The 22,209-nt window shown below is 43.1% G+C and carries 21 protein-coding genes, 1 other RNA gene, 1 pseudogene and 1 riboswitch; of the genes and pseudogenes, 22 read left to right on the plus strand and 1 reads right to left on the minus strand.

What is annotated here, in order from left to right:
- The first annotated feature begins 50 nt into the window (after positions 1-50).
- The 21 genes and pseudogenes from pyrB to ACFO4R_RS03025 all read left to right on the plus strand — a co-directional run bounded on the left by pyrB (position 51) and on the right by ACFO4R_RS03025 (position 19,487).
- On the plus strand, positions 51-1,127 hold the full coding sequence (pyrB, locus tag ACFO4R_RS02925) for an aspartate carbamoyltransferase (protein ID WP_379787509.1): 1,077 nt from the start codon (positions 51-53) through the stop codon (positions 1,125-1,127).
- A 22-nt stretch (positions 1,128-1,149) separates the two neighbouring features.
- The gene (locus ACFO4R_RS02930) at positions 1,150-2,325 is read left to right on the plus strand and encodes a dihydroorotase (RefSeq protein WP_379787510.1); all 1,176 of its coding nucleotides are present in this window, start codon (positions 1,150-1,152) and stop codon (positions 2,323-2,325) included.
- Positions 2,291-3,145 carry an orotidine-5'-phosphate decarboxylase gene (pyrF, locus tag ACFO4R_RS02935; RefSeq protein ID WP_379787511.1) on the plus strand — a complete coding sequence of 285 codons (855 nt, stop codon included), beginning with the start codon at positions 2,291-2,293 and terminating at the stop codon, positions 3,143-3,145. The genes ACFO4R_RS02930 and pyrF overlap by 35 nt, the downstream gene beginning before the upstream one ends.
- A complete protein-coding gene (locus tag ACFO4R_RS02940; protein WP_379787513.1) occupies positions 3,130-3,828 on the plus strand; it encodes a dihydroorotate dehydrogenase electron transfer subunit in 699 nt (232 codons plus the stop codon). The genes pyrF and ACFO4R_RS02940 overlap by 16 nt, the downstream gene beginning before the upstream one ends.
- Positions 3,819-4,736 carry a dihydroorotate dehydrogenase gene (locus ACFO4R_RS02945; protein ID WP_379787515.1) on the plus strand — a complete coding sequence of 306 codons (918 nt, stop codon included), beginning with the start codon at positions 3,819-3,821 and terminating at the stop codon, positions 4,734-4,736. The genes ACFO4R_RS02940 and ACFO4R_RS02945 overlap by 10 nt, the downstream gene beginning before the upstream one ends.
- 123 nt (positions 4,737-4,859) lie before the next feature.
- Complete coding sequence (pyrE, locus tag ACFO4R_RS02950) at positions 4,860-5,414, plus strand: orotate phosphoribosyltransferase (RefSeq protein WP_379787517.1); 555 nt, start codon at positions 4,860-4,862, stop codon at positions 5,412-5,414.
- A gap of 229 nt (positions 5,415-5,643) precedes the next feature.
- Complete coding sequence (locus ACFO4R_RS02955) at positions 5,644-6,210, plus strand: DJ-1 family glyoxalase III (RefSeq protein ID WP_379787518.1); 567 nt, start codon at positions 5,644-5,646, stop codon at positions 6,208-6,210.
- A gap of 526 nt (positions 6,211-6,736) precedes the next feature.
- On the plus strand, positions 6,737-7,249 hold the full coding sequence (locus ACFO4R_RS02960) for an SEC-C metal-binding domain-containing protein (RefSeq protein ID WP_379787519.1): 513 nt from the start codon (positions 6,737-6,739) through the stop codon (positions 7,247-7,249).
- Positions 7,250-7,519: 270 nt separating this feature from the next.
- A pseudogene (tnpA, locus tag ACFO4R_RS02965) lies at positions 7,520-7,982 on the plus strand (IS200/IS605 family transposase).
- A 302-nt stretch (positions 7,983-8,284) separates the two neighbouring features.
- Complete coding sequence (locus ACFO4R_RS02970; protein WP_379787520.1) at positions 8,285-9,202, plus strand: epoxyqueuosine reductase; 918 nt, start codon at positions 8,285-8,287, stop codon at positions 9,200-9,202.
- 1 nt (position 9,203) lies between these two features.
- A complete protein-coding gene (locus tag ACFO4R_RS02975; protein WP_379787521.1) occupies positions 9,204-9,488 on the plus strand; it encodes a DUF503 domain-containing protein in 285 nt (94 codons plus the stop codon).
- Entirely contained in the window at positions 9,485-10,150 is a 666-nt protein-coding gene (nth, locus tag ACFO4R_RS02980) for an endonuclease III (RefSeq protein WP_379787522.1), read from the plus strand. Before ACFO4R_RS02975 ends, nth begins: the two co-directional genes overlap by 4 nt.
- Entirely contained in the window at positions 10,147-11,553 is a 1,407-nt protein-coding gene (locus tag ACFO4R_RS02985) for a VanW family protein (protein WP_379787523.1), read from the plus strand. Before nth ends, ACFO4R_RS02985 begins: the two co-directional genes overlap by 4 nt.
- Before the next feature lie 8 nt (positions 11,554-11,561).
- On the plus strand, positions 11,562-12,143 hold the full coding sequence (gene cobU, locus ACFO4R_RS02990; protein WP_379787524.1) for a bifunctional adenosylcobinamide kinase/adenosylcobinamide-phosphate guanylyltransferase: 582 nt from the start codon (positions 11,562-11,564) through the stop codon (positions 12,141-12,143).
- A complete protein-coding gene (gene cobS, locus ACFO4R_RS02995; RefSeq protein ID WP_379787525.1) occupies positions 12,136-12,924 on the plus strand; it encodes an adenosylcobinamide-GDP ribazoletransferase in 789 nt (262 codons plus the stop codon). Before cobU ends, cobS begins: the two co-directional genes overlap by 8 nt.
- The gene (locus ACFO4R_RS03000) at positions 12,909-13,493 is read left to right on the plus strand and encodes a histidine phosphatase family protein (protein ID WP_379787526.1); all 585 of its coding nucleotides are present in this window, start codon (positions 12,909-12,911) and stop codon (positions 13,491-13,493) included. The genes cobS and ACFO4R_RS03000 overlap by 16 nt, the downstream gene beginning before the upstream one ends.
- Before the next feature lie 18 nt (positions 13,494-13,511).
- On the plus strand, positions 13,512-14,342 hold the full coding sequence (locus tag ACFO4R_RS03005; RefSeq protein ID WP_379787527.1) for a Cof-type HAD-IIB family hydrolase: 831 nt from the start codon (positions 13,512-13,514) through the stop codon (positions 14,340-14,342).
- Positions 14,343-14,813, plus strand: a complete 471-nt coding sequence (locus ACFO4R_RS03010; protein ID WP_379787528.1) for a tRNA (cytidine(34)-2'-O)-methyltransferase — start codon at positions 14,343-14,345, stop codon at positions 14,811-14,813.
- Between the two features lie 58 nt (positions 14,814-14,871).
- Positions 14,872-15,066, plus strand: a riboswitch (cobalamin riboswitch).
- A gap of 315 nt (positions 15,067-15,381) precedes the next feature.
- Positions 15,382-15,963, plus strand: a complete 582-nt coding sequence (locus ACFO4R_RS03015) for a TetR/AcrR family transcriptional regulator (protein ID WP_379787529.1) — start codon at positions 15,382-15,384, stop codon at positions 15,961-15,963.
- A gap of 674 nt (positions 15,964-16,637) precedes the next feature.
- Positions 16,638-18,002: a DNA repair protein RadA gene (gene radA / locus ACFO4R_RS03020; protein WP_379787530.1), complete on the plus strand. Its 1,365-nt coding sequence runs from the start codon at positions 16,638-16,640 to the stop codon at positions 18,000-18,002.
- 114 nt (positions 18,003-18,116) lie between these two features.
- Positions 18,117-19,487, plus strand: coding sequence for a hypothetical protein (locus tag ACFO4R_RS03025; protein WP_379787531.1), 1,371 nt, complete (start codon positions 18,117-18,119; stop codon positions 19,485-19,487).
- Positions 19,488-19,964: 477 nt separating this feature from the next.
- On the opposite strand, the gene ssrS is transcribed toward ACFO4R_RS03025, so the two are convergent.
- Positions 19,965-20,149: non-coding RNA, 6S RNA (gene ssrS / locus ACFO4R_RS03030), on the minus strand.
- 296 nt (positions 20,150-20,445) lie between these two features.
- On the opposite strand from ssrS, the gene rny reads away from it, so the two are divergent.
- The gene (gene rny, locus ACFO4R_RS03035; protein WP_379787532.1) at positions 20,446-22,029 is read left to right on the plus strand and encodes a ribonuclease Y; all 1,584 of its coding nucleotides are present in this window, start codon (positions 20,446-20,448) and stop codon (positions 22,027-22,029) included.
- The last annotated feature ends 180 nt before the right edge of the window (positions 22,030-22,209 follow it).

A 22,209-nucleotide genomic window follows, 5' to 3' on the forward strand; every position in this document is an offset into this window, starting at 1 on the left:
AATCTGTACTCTTTTAATTTAGTACGAGAGACTATTAAGGAGGAACTTGAATGAAACATTTAATCGGAATCAACGATTTTTCAATGGACGAACTTGCAGAACTTATTAAGGTAGGACAGGACATTTCCGAACATCCCAAGAAGTATATGGACAGGATGAAGGGAAGGGTCATGGCTACCTTATTTTTTGAGCCTTCGACAAGGACCAAGTTCAGTTTTGAGGCGGCGATGCTTCGATTGGGAGGCCAAGTGATCGGGTTTTCCGAAGTGAAGAACTCATCGGTTGCAAAGGGAGAATCTTTAAAAGATACAGTGGAAACGGTCGGATGTTATTCCGATCTCATCGTTATGAGACATCCCTTGGAGGGAGCTGCCAAACTTGCAACGGAGGTTCTCGATGTACCTCTGATCAACGCGGGAGATGGAGGTCATCAGCATCCCACTCAGACTTTGACCGACCTTTTGACCATTTACAAAGAAATGGGAAGGGTGGACAACTTGAATATTGCCCTTGTCGGAGATCTCAAGTACGGACGGACCGTACATTCTCTTGTAGATGCGATGTCCAAGTACGACAACAACACCTTCTTTTTCGTATCGCCCAAAGAATTGGAGATGCCTGAATATATCAAAAACAGTTTGAAGGGGGGATGCTTCTTTGAGAGTACGAGTTTGGAAGAAGTTCTGCCCAAGGTTGACATCGTCTATATGACAAGGATCCAAAAAGAGAGGTTCGATGATCTTGAGACTTATGAGAGGCTCAAGGGGATCTACATCTTGGATAAGGAGAAGATGGAACTGGCAAAGGAGGATGCCATCATCCTTCATCCTCTGCCGAGGGTCAACGAGATCACGGAAGAGGTCGATCGCGATCCGAGAGCTAAGTATTTTCCACAGGCAAAGAACGGAATGTATATCCGCATGGCATTGATTCTGAAATTGGTCGAAGAGGCGGAGAAAAATCCGCAAAGACCTGTCGAAGAGGTATATTCGACCATCTATACCAAGTGTCCGAATCCGAAGTGTGTGTCCAACCATGAATATGTCGAAAGCGTGGCCTTCCATGAGAAGACGGCAGAAGATTTGGCATATTCCTGTGAGTATTGTGATAAGGTCATTACGATATAAGTAGTAAGAGGAGGAAGATTCGATGATATGGATCCAAGAAGCAAACATCCCCTATCTGAACAAGGTGGAGGATCTGTTGGTAGAAGAAGGCAAGATCAAGTGTGTCGGCAGGGAGAAAATACAGACCTACATTCTTGAGAAGAAGGCGGAGTATCGAATTGTCAAGGCAGAGGGGCTATACCTTTTGCCTTCCTTTGTAGACAGCCACTTTCACCTTCGTAATCCGGGTTTTGAATATAAGCAGACCTATGAGGAGGCAAGCAGGGCCTGCATGAAAGGAGGATACACGGATGTAGTCGCTATGGCAAATACCAAGCCGGTCGTAGACAGCTGTGAGGTATTGAAAGAGATCGCCGAAAAGTCAAGCGCTTATCCGCTGGATGTGTATCAGGTCGGCTCGGTAACCAAGGGACTTGGAGGACGTGAACTCGTGGATTTTGAGGAACTGATGAAATACACAAATATTTTCTCGGATGACGGAAAAAACATTGATGATGAAGAAGTGATGAGACAGGCTTTGATCGCGTCGAAAGAATTGGGGTTCTTGATTATGGATCACAGCGAGCCTGAAACGGAAATGGTCATTCGCAATCTCAAAATCCTTGAGGAAGTCGGAGGCAACCTTCACTTCTGCCATGTGAGCCGCAAGGCATCGGTGGAGGCAATTGTGAAGGCGAAGGAGAAGGGTCTCAATGCGACCTTGGAAGTAACTCCGCACCATATCTTCAGCCACAGCTTGTCCTATCGGGTCAATCCGCCGATCGCAACTGCCGAGGATATGGAGTTTTTGGTGGAGGCGATCAAACGAGGATATATCGACTATATCGGAACCGATCATGCGCCTCATACCTGTGAGGATAAGAAGAAGGGTGCTCCCGGTATCATCAATATCGAGAACGCCTATGCAATGGTAAGGAAGATCTTCTACGATAACAACGTCAGTTGGAAGGAAATGGTCGAGTTGATGGCATTTCGTCCGGCGGCCCTCGTAAACAAGAAGAGAGGCTTGGATGAAGGAGATGTCGCGGATCTTGTCCTGTTGTCGGACAAAGAGTCCGTTATAGATCCTCAGGGTTTCGTTACGAGGAGTAAGAATACCCCCTACGAAGGCAGAGAGGTAAGGGGAGCTGTTGAGATGACGATTGTGAAGGGAGAGATCGTGTATGATAATGAAAGAATTGCAACGAAGAGCAATTGAGAACAGTCCTCTTTGTGTGGGGATTGACCTTAGGGAGTCCCATCTTCCTCTTGAAATTCGTGACAGCCGTGCAGACCTTGGGACCAAGTTCATAGACTATGCGAAGGAAGTGGTTGATGCGAGTATTGAGAAGGCCGCCTGCTTTAAAGTTCAGATCGCCTGCTACGAGGCCTACGGTTTGAAGGGACTCCTTGCCTACAAAGAGATTTTGAGTTATATTCGCGGCAAGGGAGGTCTTGTCATTGCCGACATCAAACGGGGAGACATAGGTTCGACGGCGGAGATGTACGCACAGGGTCATTTTGAAGGGGATCTGGAAGCCGATATTTTGACCTTGAACCCCTATATGGGAGAAGATGCGATCGCTCCGTACTTCCCCTATTTCAAGAGGGGAAAGGGAGCTTTTATCTTAGGCAAAACTTCCAACTTCGGCTCAAGGGATTTTCAGGATCTGAAGTTGAAAGACAGCGGCAGAAAGCTTTCCCAAGAAGTGCTTGAACGAATTGAGGTTTGGGGACAAAACTGTGGGAAGGACGATGTCTTTGGAAGCCTCGGAGCGGTCGTTGGGGTCAACAACATCGACGACATCTTGGAGATGAAGCCCTATACCGACAAACTCTTCCTGCTGGTTCCCGGCTATGGGGCACAGGGGGCCAAACTGGAAGATATCAGAGCCTTGATAAGTGAGAAAAAAAATGGAGTTGTAAACGTCTCTCGGGGTTTGACGGCAAAACTTACGGAAGAAAAGGATTTCAGGGCGGAATTGGATCGCAGGGCGGATCAGTTTGCGAAGGAGCTTAGAACGTGTTTCGAGAAGTAAAGATAGCAAAAAACAAGAAGATCACCAAAGATATTTATCTGCTCAAGATAAGAGGAGAGTTCAAGGTTAAGCCGGGACAGTTCTTTATGATAAAGAAAGAAAATTCTTCCATGACCTTGTATCGCCCGATCAGTGTCTTTGAGTGTGATGAGAAGGAACTGGGATTCCTCTACCTTGTAAAAGGAGGAGGAACTCAGGTCTTAAAAGAGCTTAGAAAGGGAGATGTTCTCTCGATCCACGGACCATACGGCAACGGGTTTCCCGAAGCGAAGGGCAAACTCTGTCTGATCGGCGGGGGGATCGGGATGGCACCTCTGTATCTCTGTGCTTTGAATAACCCTAAGGCTAAACTCTATATCGGTTTGAGGGAGGATCTCTATAGCGACGAGGAGATTCAAAACATCAAAAACCTTTTTCGAAATGTGGATACCCACATTAAAATTGGAGGCACCGTCATCGACGATGTTCGCTTTGACAAGTACGACACTGTGTTTACCTGTGGACCTTCCGTGATGATGAAGATCATAGGGGAAAGACATTCCAATGTGTATGTATCTCTTGAAAAACATATGGGTTGTGCGGTGGGAGCCTGTCTTTCCTGTTCGTGTAAAACAAGCGAGGGGATGAAGAAGGTGTGTAAGGACGGACCCGTATTTTCGGCGAAGGAGGTCGATTGGGAATGATGGAACAACAGCTTTGGGGTTGCAAGTTTAAAAATCCCCTGATCGCAGCTTCGGGAACCTTCGGTTTCGGAGAAGAGTACGACAGTTTCTATGATATCTCCGTTTTGGGGGGAATCTCCACAAAGGGGATGACCTTGGAAGCTCGTGAAGGAAATAAGGGGCTTCGGATCATAGAAACGCCGGCAGGCATTATGAATTCCATCGGACTGCAAAATCCGGGGGTGAGAGCTTATGTGGAACACGAGAGCAGGTTTTTGGCTCGAAAGGATTTGGTAATATTGGCGAATGTGGGAGGTTCAACCTTGGACTCCTACCTTGAAGCCTTATCGGTACTCGAAGAAGCTAACAAGCAGAGAAGGGTGATGGACATTGTTGAACTCAACATTTCCTGTCCCAATGTTAAGGCCGGAGGTATGGCCTTTGGAATGTGTGCAGAAGATGCCGCTCTGATCACAAAGGAAGCAAGAGCTGTGGTCAAGGAGCCTCTTGTAGTCAAACTCTCGCCCAATGCCCACAACCTTGTCGAAGTCGCAAGGGCGGTTGAAGAAGCGGGAGCGGATGGGCTGAGTTTGGTCAACACCTTCAATGCGTTGGAAATCGACATATACGGGAGAAGGGCTCTGTTTGACAATATCACGGCAGGTTTATCCGGGCCTTGTATCCGTCCGATCGCACTTCGGATGGTAAGGGAGGTCAGTCAGGCGGTCGGCATCCCCGTAATCGGCATGGGTGGAGTCGACACCTGGGAAGATGTCGTCAAGTTTATTATGGCGGGAGCTCATCTGGTGCAGTTCGGCACCGTCTCTTTTATGAATCCGATGGCGGGAAGGCAACTCGTCGAAGGCTTGGAGAGTTTTATGAAGAAACAGGGGATTTCAAGCTTGGATGAGATAAGAGGGATCATTTAAGATCATTATGCGATTGAACGGTAATGGAAACGGTGCAAAGTCGGAAGGAGATTGGAGTACTCATAGAGCTCGCAGAGGCAGTTGGAAGAGTTAACAGTAGAACTTCGGATGAGGGAGGATGTTATGATAGAGATTTTGAAACAAACGGGAGCCTTGTTGGACGGACATTTTTTGTTGACATCGGGCAAACATTCCAAACAGTATGTGCAGTGCGCAAAGATATTAAGGTACCCGGATAAGGCGGAGCAAGTGCTGCGACCGGTGGCGGAGAAACTCAGGGAGTTGAACTTGGACCTCCTGGTAGGACCTGCGATGGGAGGGATTATCGTCGCTTATGAGCTCGGTCGTCAACTCGGTTTGGAGTCGATTTTTACCGAGAGAGTTGAAGGGAAGATGGAGCTTCGAAGAGGCTTTGAAATTAAGGAGGGTGCAAGGATCGCCATCTGTGAAGATGTTGTAACAACGGCTAAATCTTCCATGGAAGTCAAGGAACTTCTGGAATCTATGGGGGGGAAGGTGATCGCCATCGCTTCCATCATCGACAGAACCACGGGAAATGTTGATGTCGATGTCATCAGTGCTATCAAGTTGGAGATCGAGACCTTTGAACAGGAGAACTGTCCCCTTTGTGAAGCGGGAGAAGCTTATGTGAAGCCCGGAAGCAGAAAGATAAAGTAAGAAGAGTAAGAACTTGTGTCGGAAAGATCCTGTGTTTTTATCCGAAAAATTAATAGGTATAGGAAAATACCGCGAGATGACAAAGACTTGATTTTTTGATTGTTCAAAATACAAAACAATTGCAACAGAAATGTTTTCAGCAACTTTATCGTTGGTGTGAATACATGTTTTCGCTGTTGTTTTGAACTCTGCGGTATCTCCATAGATGTGTGGGAGCAAGGAGGAAGAGATGAAGAAGGTAGCTGTTTTGTTTGCAAACGGATTTGAAGAAGTGGAAGCGCTTACGGTAGTGGATTATTTGAGGAGGGTTTCCCTTCATGTGGATATGGTATCTATCGGAGATGAAAAAAACGTCAAGGGAGCCTCGGGAGTTGAGGTGATAGCCGACAAACTTCTCGGTGAGATCACAGAAAGCATCGACTATGACTGTGTTGTCTTGCCGGGAGGACTTCCGGGTTCGACCAACCTCAGAAAAGACGAGAGAGTCATCGACTATATTCAGAAGATGGATGAAGCAAACAAGTATATCGCTGCAATCTGTGCGGCTCCCATCGTCCTGCATCGGGCAGGACTGACTGCCAAAGCAAAAATCACCTCTTATCCGGGGGTCGAAGGGCAGATGAAGGGGATTGATTACAGCGAGGACGTTGTAACGGTGGATAAGAACATCGTTACCTCTCGAGGTCCTGCAACGGCGGTTCTGTTTGCACTTAAACTCGCTGAGCTGCTTACAGATGAGGAAACGGCAAAGGGATTGAAAGAGCAGATCCTATTCCCTATGATCAGCGACCTGTAGAAGATATCCGGTTTGATCTTGTGATGGTATCGATTCTTTTCAAACCGGAGTATATTGTTATGAAAGGATTGTTCTCGCGCTGCGAGAGGATTGCTAACAGATGTTTGATACTATTATCTATTAGAATTGACAGGTTGAATACTTTGAAACATTATGATCCTCCAAATTGTTTTTCGACAATTGTATATTTTGTATACCCGACATTTCAAACGGAGAATAGTATGAACGCGAATAATGATAGGAAGAGGAAGAATTCTCTGAATCGAGGTTCTTCTTTCTTGATTTAATTTCTCTTTTGATGTATGATAATTTGTTGTAAAGAGAGGGATTCTTGATTGGGGAAGGGGTGTTTTTCCCCTTTTTAGAAAAAGAATACTATAATCTATATTGAGTTGTTTGTAGCGATGACTTGCAAGTCTATGAATGATGGAACAAGTTTTCGTATTTGTGGAGTGGATATTCTCGCACTTCGATTAGGTTTTAGTATAAAGCCGCAAATACAAGAGATGTTTAAGGAGGAAATTTAATGGGATTGTTTAAAACTTGGGAGAAGATGGCTTACGAGCCTCAGACGCAGCAGGAATATGAAACATTCTGGAACGAGTATTTGCCAAAAGAAACCGACATCTATCAGTTTCTTTTGGCAAATAAGAATGAAGTGATTTCGGGAACGATATCCGAATTGGCACAAAAATTTAACATCGACAGCGTTACTATGGTGGGGTTCGTTGACGGGATCAATACTTCCCTTGTGAAAGAAGTGGATATGGAAGCTTTGGAGGAGAATTCTCAGATTTCGCTGGAGATCGATCATAAGAAACTTTATTTCAATATGCTTGGTGCGAAAGCGGACTGGCTTTTTAATCTTCCGGAATGGGATGCCATATTGACACAAGACGAACGCAAGGAAATTAAGAAGGAATATAACAGGACAAAAACCATAGTAAAGGAAGATAAGGTCGGACGCAACGATCCGTGTCCTTGTGGAAGCGGAAAGAAATATAAGAAGTGTTGTGGAAAGGAAGAGGTCGCAGAATAAGGACTGCCGTTGAAAGCTCGACGGATCGTTGAAGAAATGATCTGCTTGCCTTCTTTTGAAGAGAAGACACGGGGAGCTTGCATACAGTTGAATTTTGTAAAGAGCAAAAACAATCATTGGATCCAATGGTTGTTTTTTTGTATATAGAAAACCACACGTTAGACGTGTGGTTCCGAAAATGTTACACATTTGAACAAGACATAAACACTTGTGTTAAAATTAAGTTGCGACTGTCAGAGCAACTTAATTTAACACAAGGAGGTGTCATTTATGGGGATAAATGACATAAATAGTTTATCGCATACGAAGTGGAATTGCAAATATCATGTAGTGTTTGGACCTAAATATCGAAGAAAGGTATTTTATGAAGAGAAACGAAAAGAAGTAGGGAGGATTTTAAGGCAATTATGCGAGTGGAAAGGAGTAAAAATAGTAAAAGTCGAAGCATGTCCGGATCATATTCACATGTTGTGAAATACCACCGAAATATTCGATATCAAATTTTATGGGGTATTTAAAGGGAAAGAGCAGTACGATGTTATACGAGCAATTCGGAGAGCTGAAATATAAATATCGAAACAGAGAGTTTTGGTGTAAAGGATATTATGTAGATACAGTAGGAAAAAATGAAGTACGAATTGCGGAGTATATAGCAAAGCAGTTAGAGGAGGATAAGTTAGGAGAACAGTTAGTAATGAGTGAAGTAGGAACTTTTAAATCAAAGAAAAAGTAACAAACAGGTAACGCGACTGACAGTCGTATTTACACGTTTGACGTGTACGCGAGGAGCATAGGGCTATGCCCGCAAAATAACAACCACGCGTTTGACGCGTGGATGTGTTTTTGTTCAGAGCATTACAATTTGAAGAAGGTTATTGTCATTTGATGCATTTTGTTATAAAATAAAAACAGTTGAAATGATTTATTTTCAGAAAGTTGCAGGGGGTCTGATCTGTTGAGAATACCCTTTCTTTTGAAGAAGCTTGTGAAGGGGTTTTTGAGCAGATCGGTTTGTAAAAGGAAAGACGGGATCGAATGTGTTTTTTAAAAGATATTTTAGCCCCTAATGTTTTGGGTAGTAATAGAGTAGACTACAGAGTGATGGATCTGTCGCTGTATCGAAATGAGATGGAAGAATACTTTGAGTTTCTCAAAAAAAGAACAAGAGACAGGGCTATACTTGATATCGAAGAAGAGGACTGCTCAAAAAGAGTATATCCCGAATGTTCTTTAGAGGGAGCGAAGGCTCTTATTGTGTTTTTTGTACCCTACTTTGATTCCAATTTGATTTTTGACGGAAACAACATTTCTATCCACGCTCAGGCAAAAGACTATCACCATGTAGTAAAAACCGTTCTCTCAAGGGCAAAAGATGAATTGGGGAAGCATTATCCGAACGAAGAATTCATCTGTCAATGTGATACGGGACCTCTCTGTGAACGTTTTTTCGCAATTCATTCAGGACTTTGTCTTGAAGGAGATAACGGTATGGCCATTCATGAGACCTACGGAAGTTACGGTTTTCTCGGTTTGATTGTTACAACGGCAAAGTTTGAGGCGACAAAGTCCTTCAGAAGATACTGTATCTCCTGCGGAAGATGCAAAAAAAGTTGTCCGGGGAGCGTTTTGGGGAGTGACAACAGGATTTATCATACTTGTATTTCATGGTTAACGCAGAAAAAAAGTTTGACACCGAATGATGAGGCAAACATCAAAAAAGCAGCTATGGTTTATGGTTGTGACGAATGTCAGAAGGTTTGTCCCTATAATTGGAAATTATGCAATACGGATATCGATGAGTTTAAAACCGATTTTATCGGAGTTTTGACATCGGAGGAGTTGCAAGCTTTCTCCAACCGATCGTTTAGGAAAGCCTATTCGAACCGGACTTTTGCTTGGAGAGGGAAACAGGTACTTGAAAGAAACATTGACATTATCAAAGGTAAGAAATAAAATGTTTATAGGAGTTTTGGAGTTGGAGTTAAGACTCTTTGAAGTATATTCCCTGAAAGAAAAGAGGAGTATTCTCAAAAGTCTTCTGACACGATTAAAAAATAAATTCAATGTGACGGTTTGTGAGTCGTCCTACAACGATCATCATCAGAAGACCGAAATAGGTATAGCTACGGTTTCCAATGACAGCAGGCATATCGATTCCATGTTGGAAGCGATCATCGACTTCGTGGATGGAGACAACAGGCTGGAAATCACTCAAATACGGCGGGAGGTTCTTTCATGACAAAAGCGATGAGAGTCGTTCGTTCCCTTGAAACGGTATATCCGGATGCAAGGTGTGAATTGAACTTTGAATCTGCATACGAACTTTTGATCGCAACGATGTTAAGTGCTCAATCGACGGATAAGAGGGTCAATATCGTGACCAAAGAGCTGTTCAAGGAGTATAATACCGCCGAGAAGATGGTTACCCTGTCCGAGCAGGAGTTGATAGAGTGGATCCGTACCATCGGTTTCTTTAACACAAAGGCAAAGCACATCCTTCAAACCTCTCATATTCTGTTACAAAAATATGACGGCCAGGTTCCAAAAAGCAGAGAAGAACTTGTCACTCTGCCGGGGGTAGGCAGGAAAACTGCCAATGTGGTGTTGAGCAACGCCTTCCAAATACCCGCTTTTGCCGTGGATACTCACGTGGGAAGGGTAAGCAGAAGATTGGGACTTACAAAGTCGGAGGATCCCAATGTTGTTGAGAAAGATGTCACTTCGAAGTTGCCGAAGTATTTGTATTCCAAGGCGCATCATTTGATGATCTTCCATGGAAGACGCTGTTGTAAAGCTCAAAGGCCCTTGTGTGACGAGTGTGTTGTTCTACAGGAATGTAGTTATTATAAAGAAAGTCAAAAGTCTAAGAACAAAAAAGTACGAAGGAAGGATAGTAAATGAAAAAATTAGCAGCAGTATTGATTGTTTTAGCTCTGATCGTATTAGGGACGGTGGGCTACTTCTACAATTATATGAAGAAGGACATCATCTATGACAGCGTGTCGGTAAATCAGATCCCGTTGGAAGGCTTGAATAAACAAGAAGCCAAGAAACTTCTGCTTGAAAAAGAGCAGTATAAGACCATTACCTTTGTCTATGAGGATAAGGAGTACAAATACGAACTTAAGGAACTGGGTTATGTGATGGATTACGACAAGGCGATCGAAAGTGCTTATGCGGTGGCAAGGACCGGAGGTTTCTTTCAAAACATGCAAAAAATTGCTCGTCTGAAATTTTTGGCGGACGCGGTCGATATTCCTTTGCAACGTCAGGAAAACCTTGCGGCACTTACGGAAAAAGTAAAGGAGATCAATTCGCAGAACTACCTTGAGCCAAAGAACGCAACGATATCGATCAAAAATAACTATGCCATCCAAAAGGAAGTCGTTGGAAGAAAGGTACAACTCGATGAGGTGGAGTCTCTGATCACTAATGCTTTGAGGCCAAATGAAGATGTAGTCGTAACCCTTCCGGTCAAAAAAATTGTACCTAAGGTCACCGAGGAAAACTTAAAGAGAATCAACGGGAAAATCGGACAGTTCAGTACGAGGTTCAACGGTTCGATAGCAGGAAGGGTTGAAAACATACGCGTTGCAACAAAATCAATAGACTCGACTGTTCTGTTGCCGGGAGAAGAGTTTTCTTTCAACAAAATCACAGGAGATAGAGGATTGGCGGACGGATACAAAGAAGCCTCGGTTATTATCAACGGAAAGTATGAGAAGGGTGTGGCAGGGGGAGTTTGTCAGGTATCGACGACTCTTTATAATGCGGCACTGTACGCAGGGCTTGATATCACGAGAAGAAGACCCCACTCCATTCCTGCGGGATATGTCGATGTGGGAAGAGATGCGGCTGTGGTTTCCGGCGAATTTGACCTGAGATTCAAGAATCCCTATGATTATCCGATCGTCCTTCAAGGCCATGTATCGGGAAACAATGTAGTCTTTCAGGTATATGGAGATGTAAATTCACATAAAGCCGTTCATCTCAAATCCGAACTGGTAAGCAGGGTGCCCAAGAAGGTCATCTACAAAAAAGATCCCTCGCTTCCTCAAGGAAAACAGGTTGTGGAAGAACCCGGAAGAGATGAGATCCGTTCCGTCACCTATATGACGGTAAATGGAGAAACCAAGATTATCAATCGGGACCGATATCCTGCAAAGGCCGAGATTGTACGTATAGGGACCGGGGCACCCGAGGTCAAACCGGGCAATGCGGCAGCTCAGCCGGGGCAACCGGTATCGGGAACTCAGCCCAATACCAATCAAGTTCCGGCAGAAAATCATGATATTACAGGATAGGAGAAATTATGGGAAGGATCATATTGGTGACCGGAGGAGCCAGATCCGGAAAAAGTCTGTATGCGGAAGAACTCTGTAAAAAAAGTAAAACGAGTGTAGCCTATATTGCCACAGCGGAAATAAGAGATATGGAGATGAAAGATAGGGTCAAAAAACACAGGGAACAGAGACCTTCCAATTGGACCACCTACGAGTGCCGGACGAAGATCTCTCCTTCTCTGCCCGATATAGTGAGCAAAGATAAGACAATCCTTTTGGATTGTCTTACTATGTTGGTCTCAAATCTTATGTTTATACAGCCCTATATAGATTATGAAACGGCGGATATGGATGAGGTGAATCGTCGCGAAGAAGAAATTGGAAGAGAAATTGATTCCATATTGTCGATTGTAGCTTCTTCCGGGTCCACCTTGATCATTGTGAGCAATGAGCTTGGAATGGGTATTGTACCTCAAAACAGACTGTCGCGACTATATAGGGATATTATCGGACGTATGAACCAAAGGATAAGTGCAAGAGCGGATGAGGTCTATTTTTTGGTAAGCGGTATTGCAATGAGGATCAAAAAGGACGGTGAGGTTTGTGTATAGAGAGTTCTTGGTTGCTTTGGGATTTATGACGAAACTTCCCGTTCCCTTCCATCCCGATATGAAACTGGAGGATTTCTCGGTCATTATGAAGTACTTTCATCTTGTCGGTTTGGTCTTGGGAATAATCTACGCTTTAGCAGCATGGATATCGGGTCTTGTGTTTGATCCTGTCATTACCTCTATTTTGATTGTTATGACTTCGGTAGCATTGACAGGGGCCTTACATATAGACGGTTTGGGCGATACCTTTGATTCTCTGTTCAGCTATCGAACCAAGGAGAGAATGCTTGAAATCATGAGAGATCCTCATGTCGGAACGAACGGAATCCTTGCCGTTTTTTTTCTTCTTCTCCTAAAGACAGCCCTTTGGTATTATTACCTTCAATATGCGGTGGAGACTCCCTTTCTGCTTTTAACTGTACCGGTGCTGGGGCGTTTGTCCCTTGTATATTCTTGCCATAAAGGCAGATATGCCAGGGAAGACGGTATGGGAGGACCTTTCATCGGAAAGGTGTCCAAAAAGATCTTCTATAAGGTATTGGTAGGAGCACTTCTTTTGAGTTCGGCTTTATGCATCGTATTTGCTGATACACAGACTCTTGTTTTGCACTTGATCTGTTTTGTTGCGACCTTGCTTTTCGTAAAGTGTTTCAATGGTTTTGTGAACTCAAAGATAGGAGGAATTACAGGAGATACCTTGGGAGCGGTCTGCGAACTTAGTGAACTGATGTATCTGTTGCTTTATTATGTGGGCGGGGTGATCCTATGGACTTATATTTAATTAGACATGCAGAGACGGATGCCAATCGAAAAGGGCTTTTTTTGGGACGCACGGAGAGCCCTTTGCTGCCTGAAAGCAGGAAGTCCTTGGAGGAGCTTCGATGTAAGTTTGAAGCGATATCCTTGGATAAGATCTTTTCTTCGCCCAGAAAAAGGGCGATCGATACGGCAAAAGTTCTCAACAAAGAAATTGAAACCTTAAAAGCCTTGGAGGAAATGGATTTCGGTTTGTTCGAGGGGTTGACCTATACACAGATCGAAGAGCGATATCCAAAGGAAACAAAGAAGATGATGAGTCAGGCAGGAACCTATACCTTTCCCGGCGGAGAGTCGGAAGAAGGATTTTCTCGGAGGGTAAAGGCGGGGCTTGAAGAGGTTGTCTACATTTCACAACAAAAGGGCTATGAAGCCATCGCTCTCGTTTCTCATGCGGGGGTGCTTCGTCTCATTCTTTCACAGCTTTTGGCGGGGGACGATCATTTGCGGTGGAATTTTAGAGTAGATAATGCGAAGGTCAGCAAACTTAGTTGCAGGGACGGATTTTGTGTGTTGGAATATCTGAACGGATAGAGAAGAGAGGTAGAGAACATGTTTGAATTGATTGCAAGCGATTTGGACGGAACGCTGCTCGAGAATGTCGCCGGCTATAGTGACGAGACCTATCGAAGTGTTCGTGAACTGATAAAAAAAGGAATGAGGTTTATTGTTGCAACGGGAAGGATCTATCGTTCCGCCTCATTATTTGCAAAGAGTTTGGAAACAAAGGACTACGTCATTTCGTGCAACGGGGCCTATGTACGCCATACCGATACGGGAGAAGTATTGCTTGAAGAGCGGATTCCCGAGGAGGCCCTGCTTTCGATGATGGATTACTTAGATCGGGAAGATGCCTTCTACTGTATTTACGATGCTGAGACCATCTATTCCAAAAAGCCCACGGGACTGGTAGAACATTACTTGAGACTGAACCGGACCTTGGAGCCTGAAGACAGGATCCATGTTGAAATTACGGAGGACTTTAAAAAGGTCGTTGAAACAGACAGCAAGATTCTGAAACTGGTAGTCCTGGAAAAGAAGGTAGAGATTCTTGACAAGTGGAAGAACATACTTTCGAAGATGGAGGATTTGGAAGTGGTGCAGTCCTCCGATACAAATATGGAGATTATGAAGAAGGGAGTATCCAAGGGAAGAGGATTAAAATTAATCAGTGAACGCTATGGAATTGCTCCCGAACGTATCATTGCCTTTGGAGATCATCTCAATGATGCATCGATGCTCAAGTATGCCGGGATCGGTGTCGCGATGGGAAATGCAGGCAATGAACTCAAAAAGATGGCGGATTATGTGACGGATACCAATACGAAAGAAGGGTTTTCCAAGGCAATGCGTTATATTTTGGAAGGGGGCGTAAGCAGATAGATGCCAGTAAATATCGTTTTGATCGAACCTGAGATACCGGGAAATACCGGAAATATCATAAGGACCTGTGCATGTACGGGAGCTAACTTGCACTTGATCAGGCCCTTGGGTTTTTCGATGGAAGAAAAAAAGCTGAGAAGAGCAGGACTGGACTACTTGGATCTGGTCGAGATCTTCTACTATGACAACTATGCCGAGTTCGAAAAGCAACACGAGGGTGGACAGTTCTTTTTTTATTCGACGAAGGCGAGTAAGAACCATGATGAAGTATCCTATAAGGACGGATGTTTTTTGATCTTCGGTAAGGAAACCAAGGGAATAGCCGACCACATCCTGGAAGCTCATAAAGAAAGCATGGTTCGCATCCCCATGTTGAATGAAGAGAGAATGAGGTGTTTAAACCTTTCCAACTCCGTGGCGATCGGAGTGTATGAGGCAATTCGACAGATAGGGTTCGGCTCCTTTAGATAAAAATTTATCAAAACCCCCTTGAAGATTCTTGGGGTTTGTGGTATCTTATAGTCAGACAACTGAATAATAAGTGTATGGTGTATTCTATCTTCTTTGGATACGAATACTTAAAAGGGAAGTTCGGTAAGATTCCGACGCGGTCCAGCCACTGTAAGACGGAGTGCTTTGTTGATGAATAACCACTGTGAGAAACGGGAAGGGAACAAAGTATGATGAAGTTAGCCAGGAGACCTGCCATAGACTTGCTCCAGTTAAGTTCTCACTTGGATATGAGAAGGAGGTTTATCAAGCGCTTTGTTTGCCTTTTAGACATCTGACTCCAAGAGACAGATGTTTTTGTTTTTCTTGGATAGAGGCTTTGTTTTGAAGTGCTTGGGATTACGGTGTGTAAACGTCGAGCCGAAGGTTCCCCTAAGCCTTCAGCTTGCTTTACAATATACTTTTAATTTTTCCTTAAAACTCTTTGTACTTTCCGGAACTTAATTGCTTAGGTTCCGGTTTTTTTGCAATTAAGTTCCGGTTCCCTCAAGGGAAGGTCAAAGGAGGATAAGGTGAGAGGAGTTGTGTTATGCCAAAGATTATCAATAATGTAAGAGAACATATTTTGGAAGAAGCAAGCAGGATATTGAGAACGCAGGGAAAAAAATCGCTTAATATCAGAAGCATTGCACATTCCTGTGATATCGGAGTAGGGACCTTTTATAACTACTTTCCGAGTAAGTCCGAACTCTTCCTTGCACTCTATGAAGAGGAGTTAAAGAATTTTTGCGGAAGGATAAAAATGATATCTGAACAGGATATAGACTTTGAACAGAAGATGGAACATACGTTTCAAGAACTTTCCGAGTTCTTTAATGTATGTGAAGCCTATCAGATACATACCATGAAGAGCAAGAATGATCTTCTTAGAGAAAGCATAGGAAATCAGAGTATTTTTTCCACGGTCGAGGCGATGATTGAAAACGAAGAAGAAAGGGGCGGAATTCATACGGTCCTTACAGCAAGTAAGTTGACTGAATTTATCCTCTCCAACCTGGTCTATCTGTATCAAAGACCTTATATGAATTTTGAACAGCTTTACAGTTGTTTCAACTTTTTTGTAAAAATTCCTTCCGGCAGAGGGTTGCGTAATTACAGTGTAGTCAGCTGAAAAAATTCTATTCAAGATGTCAAAAGTCTGTGTGAAATCTACTTTTTGCTTATATTTCATGGAGAAGAACCTGTATTCTGTGAGAGGAAATTATATAACAGGCAGACAAATGGGTTTCTGCTTAGCAATACCGTCAAAAAAATTTGGCGGTATTTTTTATATAACTCACAGACAATAGCATCGTTTATAGAAGAAAAGCATTGACATTCGTACATAGAACGGAAAGGGGATTGTGCTGTTGTTCCTTAAGTTATGGATTACATTGATTTGTAATCAGGATGAAAGGAATTTTATGGTTACAAAACCGATATAACCATACTTCTATCGAGGAATAGTATTAAGAAGTTTTGATGGCATCAGATTTTTTCTCCAAAAATGTCCTCGTTCCGTTTGCACCTTCATTTACTATAAATTATGATTTATCTCTATACCTTCCATACACCTGACATCTTAATTGGATTTTCGTATAAAACGAATACTCGAAGTCACAAACCAAATATAACCGCTTTTTTATTGAAAAACAGCATAAAAAGTGTAAAACTCGATTTTGTATTAAAAGTGTGGTATTCTTATGAATTTGTGTAATATATTTATATTGTGAAGTTTATTATGATAAAATGAGAGGGGAAGAATTTTTTGAACATACAAAGGTGGAGAGGACAGTGAGGAAGTAGATGGCGAAATTAAAGCAAATATACATCTGTCAATCTTGTGGCTTAGAGTCCTCGTCATGGTATGGAATCTGCCCCGAATGTAATGCTTATGGTTCTTTTGAAGAAGAGATCGTCTCCGCAAAAGTTCTCAAATCAAAAGAGAAGAAGGCAGGGAGTCTATCTTCCCGGGCGATATCGATCTCTTCGATAAGTCATAAGGATGAAGTCAGGTTTTCGACAGGCATAGGAGAGTTTGACAGGGTGCTTGGAGGAGGTATTGTAAAGGGTTCGTTGGTTTTGGTCGGAGGAGAACCCGGAATTGGGAAATCGACCCTTCTCTTGCAAGTAGCTTATAACATCAGCAGGACGAAGAAGGTTCTCTATGTATCCGGAGAAGAGTCGGAACTCCAGATCAAACTTCGTTCCAATCGTCTGTTTTCATCAAGTTTTGAGATGATGATCTGTAACACCAATGAGTTTGAACAGCTCGAATCGGAGATCAACAATCACGGTAGCGATTTTGTCATTGTGGATTCGATTCAGACGATATCCGCAAAAGAACTCAACTCCATTCAGGGCTCGGTATCGCAGGTCAAAGAGGTGACATCGAGGTTGATGGAACTTGCAAAGAGCAGAGGGATCAGTGTTTTTGTCGTCGGTCATGTCACAAAAGAAGGGAACTTGGCAGGTCCTAAGGTTTTGGAACATCTTGTCGATACGGTGATCTATTTCGAGGGAGAAAGGTATCATTCCTATCGGATGATCAGGGCGGTCAAAAATCGTTTCGGCTCTACCAATGAACTGGGAGTCTTTGAGATGACAGGAGAAGGTCTTAAGGAGATTATCAATCCTTCGGCTCTTATGTTGAGCGAAAAACCCATCAATACACCGGGTTCCGTAATTGTTGCTACCATGGAAGGAAGTCGGCCGATTATGAACGAGGTGCAGGCACTGACCTCGCAAAGCTTTTTTCCCGTGCCGAGAAGGACAGCTACCGGTGTCGATTACAACCGGATGAATATGCTACTTGCAGTGCTTGAAAAAAGAGCGGGATTTCAGATCCAAAATCACGATATCTATGTCAATTTGACAGGAGGATTTCGGAATAACGAGCCGTCCATAGATCTCGCCATTCTTATTGCAGTAGCTTCTTCTTATAGAACTATTCCGGTCGGAGAAGATACAGTCATTTTTGGAGAGGTCGGACTTACTGGTGAGATCCGCAGTGTGCACAACGCAAACAAGAGGATCGCTGAAGCGGAAAAGTTGGGTTTCAAGAAGGTCGTTCTTCCCTTTAATCAGGTGAAGGGGTTTGACAAGTCGAACATGGAACTGATTGGAGTACGAAGCGTCGATCAGGCAATCAAAAAAATTTTTGGAAGATAGTACCCTATGATAAAGGAAAGATTGTTATTTCTGCAACATGTGCTATATCCATGGCACATGTCGCTTTGAAATATAAATACATTTAAATAATTTGACAGAAGGGATGATCGTAAGATGAAAAAGAAATTGGCTGCCCTGCTGTTGTCTATGACAATGGTATTGGGAATTGCAGGCTGTACGCCTGAAGAAAAATCCTACCTTCAAGAGATCGAAAAGGTTTCTCAATGGGAGGCTTCGGAGTCTAAGGTAAACATGGAACTTTCCGTAGAGACCTCAGGGCTTTTTTCGACCGGAGATCCAAAGGATAAGATGGAGTTTGTTTTGACGGGGGACTCCTACAACCTCAATCCGAAGGGAGAATTGCAACAAGGGGTAGTAAACTTCTCTTTGAAAGAGAAAGGTGGCTTGATCAACATTCCGAGCGTGAAGATCTATATGCAAGGGACCAAGCTCTATATCAGCAAGAATTATATCGAAGATATCTTCAGAGCGACGGGAGAAGAAATTCCCGAAGCGGTAAAACAGGTAAAACAGGAGTATCTGCTCATCGACAGCACAAAGCAGATGTCCTTTGACAATGCTTCGGGTCTTCCCGTCATGAAGAGTAACGACGCCTTGAAAGCATACATTCAAAAGTATTCCGATCCTTCCAAGAGGAAAGAGTTTTACTCCAAGATGGAACAGGTGGGCGACTTGATCGGATTTAAGACTGGAATGAAGAAAGAAGGAAGGACCTTTAGCGTAGATATGACCTCGGATCATTTTATCGACCAGACAGTCCTCTCTCTTGACAATATCATCAACAACCTCGACAAAGTCCTTACTCTTGCTGAATTAAAAGAGGTCTTGCAGGTAAACGATGCAAGCATCAAGATGATCCAAGAAGGCTACAATAACGAACTCAAGAAGGAGATCGTAGAAGTGGTCCCTGAGATCAAGGAAGCCTTGGCGGGAAGTAAATACAGCGGAAAAGAGACTTTTACGGATTCGACCTATAAGGGAGATGTCGTATTGAACCTGCTCTTCAAGGGCTTCGGATCTGCAACGATGAAGGTCACAACGGACACCAAAAAAGTAGAGCTGAGACCGATTCCCTTCCCTGGAAAGAACAACGTGATCGACCTTGAAGAATATATGAAACTGTATGAACCTCCGGTAAAAGATGTCCTCATCATCGACAAAAAAGCGGGCAGCATAACAAGTGAAAAAACCGGAAAATCTATGTCGATCAAAGTTTTGGAAGAAGGGCAGTTTGCAACACAGTACCAATTTGCTCCGCTTATGAAGATGGCAGGCATTGAGTACGGCTATGACAAGGCGCTTGATCAGATCTACATTATGTCCGACGGAGAAAAAATCCCTCAGGACCTGTATGAAGAAAACGGCGTCAGCTATGTAGGAAAATATGACTTCGTATTCTACGACTTTGAAGAAGAGTATAATCCGGATGAAAATTCCAACATCGTAAGAATTACGGTAAGATAACAGATGTAACTGTAAAGATCGACTTTGGCTGAAAAGCTGAGGTCGATTTTTATTTCCTGATATATAAGGGCCAAGAACTGAGGTTCTCCGTTCAAAGGTGCGTCTTGATCCTGCAGTTACAAAAACTTGTATCGGTTTGGAATAAAAATCGTCGTTATCAACGGTTTGAAGGAATAAGGATATAAATGGCAGAAATAAATAATACTATTCTTCCTTTGAGTTGTGGATATAAACAATCTGTAACCATAGAAGATAAAGAGATTTTCCGCAGGTTGAAAAAAACGGATATATCCATATTTCCATTGGAGAATAGTATAAAGTATGTTCCTCAAATATGGAACATACTTCCTACCGAAGACGTGTTATAGCGATGTCTGTTTTCATAGCGATGATTCGGACTTCTCAAATTTTTGATGATGGGGAAGATGTCTTTGTGATCACATTGAGTGAGCGCATCAAACGGCATCGATATAAAACAAAAAATCCGAAATGCCGTTGGAATCTCATAAATTCAAGCCCGAGCTGCGCTCAGGTGGGTGTCTCGTTACTTGTCTCTGAAGTCCACTCGAAGGAGGCAGGTCATTTGACAAATATACAATCAGACTCCCTAATTCATCATGTCGGTTGAATTTACAGAGAATAGACGCACATTCCAGATTTTTCTAACACTATTATACTATGCTTTTAAAAAATGATAAAGGCTTAATGGAGAATTTGTTTTTAAAAATAGCAAACCTCGCATATTTTGTTACAAAAATACGGTTTTTTTGTAAATTTGTCCCATGGAAGCAAGGAGTTTTGCGTATAATTGAGAGTATAGGGATGAAAGAATAAGGATTTATTGAGAAATAACATTGACATCAAAATTAATAACAAGTAGAATATTACTATATCTCAAGAAGGTTTTGAAGATATAACAATCAATTAGAAATGAATATGGAAAATCACAGAAAAGGAGGTGGGTACAATCTTAAACTTCATTATGGCAGCCTTTTCTGCATTTCTTGGAGTTCTGATCGGTTATATCATTAGAAAAAAAATAGCTGAAGGTAAACTAAAACAAGCGGAGATAGTCGCTGATGGTATTTTATTAAAAGCAAATGAAGAAGCTGAAAAAGTAAAAAGAGATGCAAATGCAAAAATTAAAGAGGCAGAGGCTGTAAAAAAAGAAAAACTGTTAGAAGCAAAGGAAGAGTCTCATAAGATAAAATCTGAAGCGGAACGTGAGTACAAGCAGAGAAGAAACGAACTTCAAAAGTTTGAAGACAGAATGGTTCACAAGGAAGCTTCCTTGGATAAAAAGATGGGACAGCTGGAAGAAAAAGAAAACAGATATTCTGAAAAGCTGAAAATGGTGGAAGAAAGAGAAAAAGAAGTTGAGGTAATTCGAAGCGAGCAACTTACCAAACTCGAGAGCATTTCGAACCTTACGGTAGAAGAGGCCAAGGAGCAGATCCTCTCCGGAGCGGAAAAAGAAGTGCAAAGAGAGATGGCAATCATGATCAAAGACATGGAGGCAAGAGCGAAGGACGAGGCGGAGAAAAAAGCCAAAGAGATTGTCGCCTATGCGATCCAAAAATGTGCTGCCGATCATGTCGCGGAAACAACGGTGAGCGTGGTAAGTCTGCCCAATGACGAGATGAAGGGACGTATCATAGGACGTGAAGGGCGAAACATTCGAACCCTTGAGAGTTTGACAGGTGTGGACTTTATCATAGACGATACCCCGGAAGCGGTTGTATTGTCAGCATTTGATCCCATCAGGAGAGAAACGGCGAGAATCGCCTTGGAAAAACTGATCTCCGACGGAAGGATTCATCCGGCGAGGATCGAAGAAATGGTAAAGAAAGCCAAAGAAGAGATCGATACCCTCATCAAGGAAGAAGGCGAGAAGGCTCTCTTTGAAACGGGAATCTTCGGTGTTCATCCCGAACTTGTAAAGTTGTTGGGACGTCTTCGTTTCCGAACGAGTTACGGACAAAACGTATTGAAGCACTCCATCGAAATCGCACACCTTGCAGGGATTATGGCGACCGAGATCGGTGCGGATGCCGCCTTGGCGAAACGTGCGGGTCTGCTTCACGATATCGGGAAAGCGGTAGACCACGAGATCGAAGGGACCCATGTCGAGATCGGAATGGATCTTCTTCGAAGATACAAAGAGTCTAAAGAAGTCATCCATGCAATGTCCACGCACCATGGAGACTACGAGCCTCAAACCGTGGAAGCGGTCCTCGTTACCGCTGCGGATGCCATATCGGCAGCCAGACCGGGAGCCAGAGGCGAGACCTTGGAAGCCTATATCAAAAGACTTGAAAAACTCGAAGAGATCTCCAACGGTTTTGACGGAGTTGAGAAGTCCTTTGCGATCCAAGCGGGTCGGGAGATACGCATCATGGTCAAACCCGATAAGATCGACGATGATTATCTGCCCTTGTTGGCGAGAAATGTCACCAAGCAGATCGAAGAACAGATGGAGTATCCGGGGCAGATTAAAGTCAGCATTATAAGAGAAACAAGAGCAGTAGACTATGCAAAATAAACCATTCATTTCTGAACAATAAAAACAAAAAAAGTGTTGTATCAAACTTCAATGATATAACACTTTTTTGTTTGGAACTGTTTTATCATCATTTTGATTCGAAGACTTGATTTCCTGAGTTTCTGAGTTAAATGAGAAAAAACAAGCAAAAAAAGTTGGAATTTCAAACAAAATTTCAAC

Source organism: Filifactor villosus (assembly GCF_042652965.1).
Lineage (GTDB): Bacteria > Bacillota > Clostridia > Peptostreptococcales > Filifactoraceae > Filifactor > Filifactor villosus.

What these genes read in the sequence shown, in the direction of transcription:
- pyrF (WP_379787511.1), top strand. Translation starts at nt 2,291, where the DNA reads ATGATAATGAAAGAATTGCAACGAAGAGCAATTGAGAACAGTCCTCTT.
- ACFO4R_RS02960 (WP_379787519.1), top strand. Translation starts at nt 6,737, where the DNA reads ATGGGATTGTTTAAAACTTGGGAGAAGATGGCTTACGAGCCTCAGACG.
- nth (WP_379787522.1), top strand. Translation starts at nt 9,485, where the DNA reads ATGACAAAAGCGATGAGAGTCGTTCGTTCCCTTGAAACGGTATATCCG.
- ACFO4R_RS02930 (WP_379787510.1), top strand. Translation starts at nt 1,150, where the DNA reads ATGATATGGATCCAAGAAGCAAACATCCCCTATCTGAACAAGGTGGAG.
- ACFO4R_RS03015 (WP_379787529.1), top strand. Translation starts at nt 15,382, where the DNA reads ATGCCAAAGATTATCAATAATGTAAGAGAACATATTTTGGAAGAAGCA.
- ACFO4R_RS02970 (WP_379787520.1), top strand. Translation starts at nt 8,285, where the DNA reads ATGTGTTTTTTAAAAGATATTTTAGCCCCTAATGTTTTGGGTAGTAAT.
- ACFO4R_RS03025 (WP_379787531.1), top strand. Translation starts at nt 18,117, where the DNA reads ATGAAAAAGAAATTGGCTGCCCTGCTGTTGTCTATGACAATGGTATTG.
- ACFO4R_RS03005 (WP_379787527.1), top strand. Translation starts at nt 13,512, where the DNA reads ATGTTTGAATTGATTGCAAGCGATTTGGACGGAACGCTGCTCGAGAAT.
- cobU (WP_379787524.1), top strand. Translation starts at nt 11,562, where the DNA reads ATGGGAAGGATCATATTGGTGACCGGAGGAGCCAGATCCGGAAAAAGT.
- pyrE (WP_379787517.1), top strand. Translation starts at nt 4,860, where the DNA reads ATGATAGAGATTTTGAAACAAACGGGAGCCTTGTTGGACGGACATTTT.
- ACFO4R_RS03010 (WP_379787528.1), top strand. Translation starts at nt 14,343, where the DNA reads ATGCCAGTAAATATCGTTTTGATCGAACCTGAGATACCGGGAAATACC.
- radA (WP_379787530.1), top strand. Translation starts at nt 16,638, where the DNA reads ATGGCGAAATTAAAGCAAATATACATCTGTCAATCTTGTGGCTTAGAG.
- ACFO4R_RS02985 (WP_379787523.1), top strand. Translation starts at nt 10,147, where the DNA reads ATGAAAAAATTAGCAGCAGTATTGATTGTTTTAGCTCTGATCGTATTA.
- pyrB (WP_379787509.1), top strand. Translation starts at nt 51, where the DNA reads ATGAAACATTTAATCGGAATCAACGATTTTTCAATGGACGAACTTGCA.
- ACFO4R_RS02975 (WP_379787521.1), top strand. Translation starts at nt 9,204, where the DNA reads ATGTTTATAGGAGTTTTGGAGTTGGAGTTAAGACTCTTTGAAGTATAT.
- ACFO4R_RS03000 (WP_379787526.1), top strand. Translation starts at nt 12,909, where the DNA reads ATGGACTTATATTTAATTAGACATGCAGAGACGGATGCCAATCGAAAA.
- ACFO4R_RS02955 (WP_379787518.1), top strand. Translation starts at nt 5,644, where the DNA reads ATGAAGAAGGTAGCTGTTTTGTTTGCAAACGGATTTGAAGAAGTGGAA.